Genomic DNA, 8,646 nt, shown 5'->3' with positions numbered 1-8,646 from the left:
TTAGATAAGAATGTCTCCAATTAATATTTGGTTCAATATAGCGCGAGACAAACAAGGGATTTTCTAATAGCTTTTGATAATTTAATGTTTTCATATTTTCTCCTAAATCAAAATATTAATTATACAATATTTTAAGAAAGCGCATTTTTTGCTTCTTTGATAATTCCCTCATCTTTACCCAAATCCACCCAAGCAAACTGCCTACCGCTTTGCATTTCTCCGCTTAACAAATCTCCACTATTGCGATATTCTAAATCCATTTGTGCGATTTCAAAGCCATTTTGCGTTTGGGAGAATCTTGCTAGTCGCTCAGTTTGCTGTTGTTTGGTAAATAAAAAACAATACCCTTTTAAGCCGTTACGACTCACTCTCCCACGCAATTGGTGCAAAGTTGCCAATCCTAACCGCTCCGCCCCTACAATCACAATCGTGCTTAAACTCGGCAAAGAGATTCCAACCTCGACCACCGTCGTAGCAAGCAGAATCTTTCCCCTTTCACGAAACTCCTCCAAAACCTGCTCTTTATTTTTGTCCTTGCCATATGTGCTATAAACACCCTCAAAATTCTTTTTCCAAAACTCTTCACCCTCTTTTAATGCCGTATAATTGGAATTTTTGCTCTCCTCTACCAAAGGATAAACAATAATAATTTGATGTTTTTGCGCAATTTCTTGTCTGATATGCTCCAACAAATCTTTAAAATCGTTTTTATAGATAATACGCGTCGTAATGTCTTTTTTGAAAGGCAAATCTTTGATAAAACTAAAATCCACAAAATTAGATTCTATCATCGCTTGCGTGCGCGGAATCGGCGTCGCAGAAAACTGCAAAATATGTGCGCGTTTGGAATCGCATTCAAACATTCTTTCTAGTGTATTCCTTTGTGCCGTGCCAAAACGATGTTGCTCATCTATCATCACAAGCGCACAATTGCTCAAATCTTGATAAAGCAAGGCGTGTGTCCCGATGATAAAATCGCTTTGCGATAAATCACCCTTTTTGTCGCTTTGCGTTAAGAGCGCAATTTTTAAATGATTTGGCAAAAATTTTTGTGCTTCATCAAAAAGTTGCTTTGCCAAAATGGAAGTGGGTGCCATCAATACGCTGCGATGAGGATAAGCCATCATCACACTTGCTAGAATAACGATTGTTTTACCACAGCCCACATCACCAACAATCACGCGTCTTGCAGATTGATTACTTTGGAGTGAAGCTTGAATCTCACAAATCGCATTTTCTTGTCCTTTGGTAAGCTCAAAAGGCAAAGATTCAATCCAAGATTGTATAGGATTATTTAGCGAAATAAGGCTTAGAAAATGACGTTTTTTTGAGCGCAAAAGACGCATATATTCGTAAATTTCAACAAACTTGATTGCCTCCAAAAATTTGCCAAAAAAACTATGGTTTTTTGCAAAATCTTGCACAAATTTTTCGTTCGGGTGATAAATTTTTACAAGAGATTCCAAAACCCACAAAGGCACTTTAGGATAAAATTCTTGTAAGAATCCTAAAGTAATCCCATTTGCAAAATCCCTTGCGCTCTTTTCTTTCATACCTTTAAAGCCAAAATTCAATACGATTTCACCTGTATTTTTTAATACTTTGGGTTGCAATAAAGTATAAAATCCCGCGTTTTTTTGGAGTTTTCCACTGACAATTAACACAGAATCGGGTTTAAAAATGCTCTTATGATAAGGTTTTGGGTGAAAGATTAACAGCTCTATCTCACATTCAAATTTTGGAGCAAAACACAAAATATGCGCTACTTTGAGATTCTTATAATTTCGGACTTCCACTTCCAAAACTATATTTTGATTCACTTCCAAAGATTCGCTCAAAAAAGTGTTTGTATAACCCTTTGGTAAAGAATATAAAACTGCTTCAAAAGGCGTCTTACCAAACTTACTAAAGCCCAAACCTAAGCCCAATCTTAACTATAGCTAATTTTCTGCACTAACAATGGCAAAACTAAGATTCTTAATCTCTTGATGTGATTGAATGTAATCATTGACTTCTTTTAAAGTGAGCTTGGAAATCTCCTCTAACACTTGCTTATTAAAATCCAATGGCAAACCATTATAATAATAAGTAAATGCTGTGCCTAATCTTTGGGAAAGCGTCTCGTTGCGTAAAGGCTCACTTCCTAGTAAATAATCCTTTGCTTCTTGTAATTCTTTGCTTGTGATTCCTTTTTCAACAAATTCCTCTACTACCTGCTGCACGAGACTTTGAGCTTCTTTTTCATTTTTGAGGCTTGTTTGCAAATATCCTTGTGCCGATGCTTGCGTATGTGTTGCGTTTAGTCGCATAACCGCAGAGTAAGCAAGCCCTCTTTTCACGCGCACTTCCTCCAACATACGACTGCCAAACCCACTGCCTCCAAGCACAAATGAAGCAACTTTAATCAATGCAGATTCCTTTTGCAAATTATCAACATTCAAAGGTGCGCCAAAATAAATATAAGCCTGCTGCGTGTCTTTAAGCAGACGTTTGGTTTGCCTTAAATCATTCGCAAAGATAGGCTTAAGTGCCACTGCCTTACCTTGTGGTAATGATTCAAGCGCATTTTCTAATTCTTTTGCAACACTTTCAAATTCCAATTCCCCACCCACAATAAGAATCAGAGAATTTAAATTGATATGCTGCCGATAAAAATTTTCTATTTCCCTTAGAGTAATCTTAGCAATAGAATCCTGCGTACCACTTAGAGGAAACTCCAATGCGCTTCCTTTGAAAAGCATAGATTTCAATATTTTACTTGCCTGATAATCATAATCACTCTCCCGCTCTAAAATTGCTACTAAGGAGTTTTCTTTGACTTTATCCAATGCTTTTTGTGTAAAATTTGGGCTTTGGAGCAGTTCTTTTAAAAGTGCGATTCCATCTTCTTGCATTGCAGTCATTCCACTTAATGTAAAACTCAATGTTTCCAATCCACTTCCCACACTCAACGCAAGGGCTTTTTCCTCTAGTTTTTTAGAAAACTTTGTAACACCTAACTCCTTTGTCCCCTCATTAAGCAAAGAGCTTACAATATCAGATAGCCCTAAACTTTTGCCATTACTCACTCCGCCTGCACCCTTAAAAACAAGCTGAATATAAAACAAAGGTAGCTGCGTATTTTTTTCATAAATTATAGGAATCTCTACACCTTTTATATGTAACTTTTTCATCTCAAGTGCCATCAAACTTCCTTTCATTATCCAAAGACTAAAAAAAATTATAAAAAACTTTTTCACCTTAAAATTGCTCCAAAATGTTATAAGCCGTGTTGCGCTTGGCTGGAATCTCGCCGATATCACGAATCAAAGAAATCATCTCTGCTTGATTCATAGAATTACTAGCTCCTGCGGCTGCAACAACATTTTCTTCCATCATCGTGCTACCCAAATCGTTTGCCCCAAACAGCAATGCAAGTTGTCCAATATAAGAACCTTGCGTAACCCAACTGCTTTGAATATTTTGAAAATTATCCAAAAAGATTCTGCTACACGCAAGCAATCTCAAATAGCGGTTTGAAGAGGCTTTGTGCAGATGCGGAAATTCCTTTTGCAATGGCGTAAAAGCAGGTTGAAAACTCCATAAAATAAACGCCCTAAAGCCATTGGTTAAATCTTGTAAATCTCGGATTCTTGTCCAATGCTCTATAATATCCTCATCTTTTTCTACACTTCCAAACATCATTGTTGCCGTGCTTTTTATTCCTAGCTTATGGGCTTCCCTATGCACTGCTATCCATTCTTCACTATCTAGTTTCTTAGGAGCAATCACATCACGCACCCTATCACTTAAAATTTCTGCGCCCGCACCGGGTATAGAAGACAAACCGCACTTTTGCAAGCGTGCTAAAACTTCAGTGATTGAGATTTTAGAAATCTTTGCAATATAATTAATCTCAATCGCAGAGAATCCATGCAAGGTGATTTGAGGATATTTTTGCGCAATATGTCGCACCAAATCCTCATACCATTCAATTTTTAGACTCGGATGCACTCCTCCTTGAAAAAGAATCTGTGTGCCACCAATTTCTAACAATTCGTCTATTTTTTTATCAATCTCCTCAAAGCTTAAAATATAGGTTTCGCTCTCATTAATTCTGCGTTTAAAGGCACAAAACTTGCAATCTACCCAACAGATATTGGTATAATTAATGTTTCTATCCACAACAAAAGTCGTGATATTGTCAGAATGCAACTGCTTTTTGATAGCAAACGCACGCTCACCCAATTCCTTAAGAGAGGCATTCTGCATTAAATCCAAAATCTCCTCCTTGCTGATTCGGGGCAATTTAACTTTCACGACAGCATTTACCTCTTGCGAATTCTTAGCAAAAACCTCTCGCATACCTTCAAGATTCTCCATTAGAATCTCTGTCCCATTGTAAATTCAAAAGAGGAAGTATCATCACCCGGCTTATCGTCTAGTGCATGTGGGAAGAGGAAGTTGATTGCCCCAATAGGAGAAATCCATTCAATTCCAACACCAACAGAGCTACGCTTAATATCGTTAATATTTTTTTGTCCTATCATTCCATAATCATAAAAAATAAGGAATCGCATTTGAACGGTTTCAAACATACCATAGCTTAATTCTGCTGTGTTATAAAACATTTGTTTTCCACCGATTCTCAATCCATCTTTATCTCGTGGTGTAATAGAGCGATTCTGGAATCCTCGCACGCTATTAACGCCTCCTAGATAAAATTTCTCATTGATAGGCAAAAAGCCCTCATCTTGAGCATATCCAGCCTTTGCGCGGTATCTGAAAATCAAATCTAAATCCGTCCAATCCTCAATGGAATGGTAAAGGTTGAAAGTTCCATAATACTTGATAAACTCCGCGTCTCCTCCAATGCCTGCAAACTCCGTGCTACCTGTCGCTTTTATTCCGCTTTTTGGGAAAAAATAAGCATCCGTGCTATCATAGCTAAGTCCCGGAATCACGGAGGATTTTATATATTTATCCCCTCCATAATACCTAGTATAAAGGTTGCGAAGATAGGCGTTATCAAAGTTAGAAAGCTTGGTTTCTTGATAAGTATAGCCCAAAGTCAAGTCTAGTTGGTCCCAAATTCTGCGTCCGCCTACGATATTAAAACCTGTCATCGTCTCGGTATAATCATAGTCATCGTATTCCATACGATACACTTCAGTGGCTAAAGAGTAATCACTATCTAGCACAGCGGGATTGTAGAGATTCACACGATAGGAATCTGAAACTTCGCTTTTATCCAAATAAACCCCTGCAGTTAAGCCTGTTCCAAAAATATTGCGGTCTTTAACAGATATACTTCCCATTAACCCATCATAGCTTCCATAACCGATTCCAAAAGTAAATTCCCCTGTTTTACCCTCTTTGACATTCACAAGTAAATTAACGCGCTCCTCATCTATCCGCTCTTCCTCTATCTCTACGCTTTCAAATCCTCCTGTTCGCATAATTGCATTTTTGGATAAAGTAATCTTGCTCATTTCATATTCATCGCCCGGCGCAAGTAAAACATTCCGACGAATCACGCGGTCAAGCGTTCTATTATTTCCCGAAATCAATACATCATTAATATGCACCTTTTTACCCGGCTGCACATAATAAACAATTCTCACTTCACTATTTTCTTTATCTTTATCTAAATCTGGTGTTATCCTTGTAAAGGCATAACCTAAATCTCCTATTTTATAGCGAATTGCCTCTGTGTCCTTACGCATTGTGTCAATATTAAATTTTTTGCCTTTTTTGATTTTAATCACATCGTATAACTCTTCTACTGCAATCACATCTTCCTCTAAAACAATTTCTACTTCTGAAACCTTATAGAGTTCTCCCTCATTAATATAAAAATCAAGCTCTGCCTTGTAAGTTGTAAAATCTGTTTTCAAAAAAGGTGTGCTTACTTCCGCATCTAAATAGCCTTTTTGCATATACAAATCACGGATTCTATGTCCATCAGTTTCCACTTCATTAACACGCAATTTACCACTATTAAATCCCCACATCCAACCAAGAAATTCTCTTTCTTTATTTGCAGTTGCCGCCTCAATGCGTGAGATTTTTAAATTTTCTCTACCATAATAATTTGCTTTTTGAATAATAATTTCTTCACCTTTGTTAATTTCTAAGGTAACTTTCAAAGCATTAGTAGAAATCTCCTCTGTTTTTACTTCAACAATCGTGTCATAATACCCTTGTGCTTCCATTAAATCAATGATTTTTTTGCGCACATTAGCAATTTTTGCCTCATCATAAACATCGCCCTTTTTTAATCCAATTTCTTTATCAATTACATCTTGTTCTTTTCCTGCTCCATAACCGCTGACAATCAGACTTGCGATGACGGGTTTTTCCAAAAAATGAAAAGTTAAGATTCCGTTTTCTTCTGTTACCCAAATGTCTTTAAAGTAACCTTGCGAATAAAAGCTATGGATAGAGGTATCCACCAAATTGATATCTAGTGGCTCATTGAGCCGAACCTTGGTAATTTCATTGGCAATCAGAGGGGAAATGTAATTTAACCCCTCATAGCGCACTTCTTTGATAATTGGCAAAGCAGCAAAAAGATTTGTTGAAAAAATCAATAGAATTGCGGGAAACAAAAAAGTTTTAGAAGAGAAACGCATTATTAAAAACCTTAAAAATAATTTTTTACCTGATTTTAAAAGCTATAATTATACCTTTTAGTAGATTAAATAACACAACTAAAGCTAAAAAAATATATAATTTTATAAATTTTACACAACGGACAGATTATGCAGGCAGGAATTATTGGACTTGGACTTATTGGCGGCTCATTAGGGCTTGCACTGAAAGAAACAGGAATGTTTAAACGAATTATTGGATTGGATAATAATCCCCTGCATCTTCAACAAGCACTTTCTTTGGGACTTGTAGATGAGGGGGCAGAGCTAGAGGAGATTAAGCTTTGTGATGTTATTTTTCTTGCAACCCCCGTAGAAGCAATTTTACAACTTCTGCCTAGTCTTGTTGGTATCGCACCTCATTGCACGATTATTGATTTAGGAAGCACCAAACATCTGATTTCTAAAAGTGTACCTTTAGAGATTCGTAAAAACTTTGTCTGCGCCCACCCAATGAGTGGAACAGAAAATTTCGGTCCCAAAGCCGCTTTTAAAGAACTTTTGCCACATCATATTTTAGTTTTGACTGATTTAGAACAAAGTGGAGAATTACAAGTTGCGATGGCAAAAGAAATTTTTGTCGCACTCAAAATGAATATTATCAAAATGGATTCCAAGTCTCACGACAACCACGCAGCCTTTATCAGCCATTTACCCCACATCATCAGTTATGCGCTTGCCAATACCGTACTATCGCAACAAAACCCAAACGATATTTTGGCTCTTGCTGGTGGTGGATTTAAAAGTATGGTTAGAATCGCGAAGAGCTCCTCAAGAATGTGGTGCGACATTTCTAAACAGAATCGCGAAGAGCTCCTAAAATCTCTTGACTTTTTCCAAAAAGAAATTCATTTTGCACAAACACTCATTCAAGAAGAAAAATGGGACGAACTTGAAAAATGGATGGCAAAAGCAAACTCTTTGTATGAAATTTTTTAATGGCATTAGATTCCCAAAAAGGAATCCAAAATTTATTTTTTAAAAAACTTATAAAGTGGGCAGTAACCATACACTGCACTAAGCAATGGCAATAGCGAGAGAAGCCACCACCAACTTTGACATACAAAGCCAAATACAAAATACAATAACATTGCTACGATTAATCGGATTGTTTTATCTAAATTGCTCATTTTTCCTCCTTATGCTCTTGCGTGAATCATTCCGCTCATTACCATTGGTTTCATCAAATATACTTTTACAAACCAATTCAACCAACTCTCTCTTGTCGCTCCAAAACATGGCATACTTGGTGCTGTGCCTTCATAATCAAATTCCACCATTACCGCCTTGCCATAATGCGTAAGCAAAGGACAAGCAGTATATCCGTTAAACTTCGCCTTGAGTGGCTGATTATTTAAATGAGCAATGAGATTCTCTGCAATCACAGGATATTGTTTGCGGATACTTGCCCCTGTCTTTCCTTTTGGAACACCAGCACAATCCCCAATCGCAAAGATATTTGAATATTTTTTATGCTGCAAGGTATAAGAATCTACATCTACCCAATTCCCGTCAGTATGCCCTTTTGTGATTGCAAGACCTGCTTCTGTAATAAAATCAGCAGTTTTCATAGGAGGAATCACAAATAAATAGTCATAGGGCTTTTCAAAACGTTCTTTTGAAACCTTTTGCTCACCATTTTCTGTGTAAGGCATTAATTTTTCAAAAGTAGCAATATTGCGTGCTGTATCTACTTCTACAAGTTGATGGCGCATTAAATAAGGCATTTTACGTTCAATGTAAAATTGCTCAATCATTTTCGCGTGTGTTGGACTTGAAAGCATTGCTCCACCACCTGTGTATAGGCACATATCTATCTTTTCTTTTGTGTGATTTGTTACGCTCAAATCCTCTAATAAAAAATTAATTTTCTTATTTGCTCCGCCGCATTTAAAGGGTGTATTTGGCTCTGCAAAGATAACTTTTCCTCCCTCTTTAGCTGCCTTTTTCATCATGCTTTGCGCCTTGACTGCTCCATCGGGAGTATAAATGCTTGTAACATTTGTATTTGGGT

General features: G+C 37.0%; 7 protein-coding genes. 1 reads left to right on the top strand and 6 read right to left on the bottom strand.

Translation table 11 applies throughout. The features are described from left to right. Nucleotides 1-131 precede the first annotated feature (131 nt). From recG to bamA, 4 genes are read right to left on the bottom strand one after another with little or no spacing between them, the layout of a single operon-like run. Nucleotides 132-1,916 carry an ATP-dependent DNA helicase RecG gene (gene recG / locus Q1553_RS08435; RefSeq protein ID WP_245944213.1) on the bottom strand — a complete coding sequence of 595 codons (1,785 nt, stop codon included), beginning with the start codon at nucleotides 1,914-1,916 and terminating at the stop codon, nucleotides 132-134. Between the two features lie 24 nt (nucleotides 1,917-1,940). Continuing rightward, nucleotides 1,941-3,185 (bottom strand): pitrilysin family protein, encoded by a 1,245-nt coding sequence (locus Q1553_RS08430; RefSeq protein ID WP_297599953.1) that lies wholly within the window; start codon nucleotides 3,183-3,185, stop codon nucleotides 1,941-1,943. A gap of 55 nt (nucleotides 3,186-3,240) precedes the next feature. Further along, entirely contained in the window at nucleotides 3,241-4,344 is a 1,104-nt protein-coding gene (locus tag Q1553_RS08425) for a dehypoxanthine futalosine cyclase (RefSeq protein WP_115551464.1), read from the bottom strand. 17 nt (nucleotides 4,345-4,361) lie between these two features. Next, complete coding sequence (gene bamA, locus Q1553_RS08420; RefSeq protein WP_115551390.1) at nucleotides 4,362-6,614, bottom strand: outer membrane protein assembly factor BamA; 2,253 nt, start codon at nucleotides 6,612-6,614, stop codon at nucleotides 4,362-4,364. 129 nt (nucleotides 6,615-6,743) lie between these two features. Between bamA and Q1553_RS08415 the strand changes: the two genes are divergently transcribed. Continuing rightward, a complete protein-coding gene (locus tag Q1553_RS08415) occupies nucleotides 6,744-7,571 on the top strand; it encodes a prephenate dehydrogenase (protein WP_115551391.1) in 828 nt (275 codons plus the stop codon). A gap of 32 nt (nucleotides 7,572-7,603) precedes the next feature. Here the strand turns inward: Q1553_RS08415 and Q1553_RS08410 are convergent, their stop codons facing one another. After that, nucleotides 7,604-7,762 (bottom strand): YgaP-like transmembrane domain, encoded by a 159-nt coding sequence (locus Q1553_RS08410; protein WP_115551392.1) that lies wholly within the window; start codon nucleotides 7,760-7,762, stop codon nucleotides 7,604-7,606. Nucleotides 7,763-7,771: 9 nt separating this feature from the next. Then, nucleotides 7,772-8,646 (bottom strand): FAD/NAD(P)-binding oxidoreductase (locus Q1553_RS08405; protein WP_300842930.1); only part of this gene is annotated, 875 nt, incomplete at its 5' end.

It is taken from the genome of Helicobacter sp. UBA3407 (assembly GCF_949747025.1).
GTDB lineage: Bacteria > Campylobacterota > Campylobacteria > Campylobacterales > Helicobacteraceae > Helicobacter_D > Helicobacter_D ganmani.
The sequence above is the reverse complement of the archived record's forward strand: the minus strand, read 5'-3'. Positions and strand labels throughout refer to the sequence as shown.

Coding starts and splice junctions, on each gene's coding strand:
- Q1553_RS08430 (WP_297599953.1), bottom strand. CDS start 3,185: ATGGCACTTGAGATGAAAAAGTTACATATAAAAGGTGTAGAGATTCCT.
- Q1553_RS08415 (WP_115551391.1), top strand. CDS start 6,744: ATGCAGGCAGGAATTATTGGACTTGGACTTATTGGCGGCTCATTAGGG.
- bamA (WP_115551390.1), bottom strand. CDS start 6,614: ATGCGTTTCTCTTCTAAAACTTTTTTGTTTCCCGCAATTCTATTGATT.
- Q1553_RS08425 (WP_115551464.1), bottom strand. CDS start 4,344: ATGCGAGAGGTTTTTGCTAAGAATTCGCAAGAGGTAAATGCTGTCGTG.
- Q1553_RS08410 (WP_115551392.1), bottom strand. CDS start 7,762: ATGAGCAATTTAGATAAAACAATCCGATTAATCGTAGCAATGTTATTG.